The organism is Streptomyces sp. DH12, assembly GCF_020873895.1.
Lineage (GTDB): Bacteria > Actinomycetota > Actinomycetes > Streptomycetales > Streptomycetaceae > Streptomyces.
In genome coordinates this window covers 1-473 of sequence record NZ_JAHWGT010000886.1, presented here as the reverse complement: position 1 = coordinate 473, position 473 = coordinate 1, and the positions used below count along the sequence as shown (strand labels likewise).

1 protein-coding gene is annotated in these 473 nt (G+C 79.1%); it reads right to left on the bottom strand.

Annotated elements, in window-relative coordinates:
* Positions 1-473: tryptophan synthase subunit alpha (locus LPA54_RS37610; RefSeq protein WP_228984924.1), on the bottom strand; the 473-nt coding region annotated here is incomplete at both ends.

Below are 473 nucleotides of genomic sequence, written 5' to 3'. Positions count from 1 at the left end.
ACCAGGTAGAGGTAGGCGGAGGCGTCGGCGGCGGCGCGGGCGACGGCCTCGGGCCTGGAGACGGCGTAGCAGGTGGCCACGACCGGCAGGCCGGCCCGCGCGGCGGCGTCCAGGTAGGGCTCGCGCAGCCGTGGCGGCAGACCGTGCAGCAGCAGGCCGTCGCAGCCGGCGTCGGCGGCCCGGGCGGTGAAGGCGGCGAGCCCGTGGCCCTTGACGGTGTGCCCGAAGTCGGCGAGCAGCGCGATGCGCAGCCGGCGCAGGCGCGGCCGCACGGCCGCGACCGCGTCGAGGACGGCGGCGGCGGTGGCGCCGGCGTCCAGGGCGCGGCGGGCCGAGCGGCGCACGACCGGTCCGTCGGTGACCGAGTCCGGGAAGGGCACGGCCAGTTCGAGGCACTCCACCCCGCTGTCGTCGAGCGCGGCGGCCACGTCGGCCAGCCGGTCCAGGGGCGGGTCGCCGGCGTTGAGGAAGAG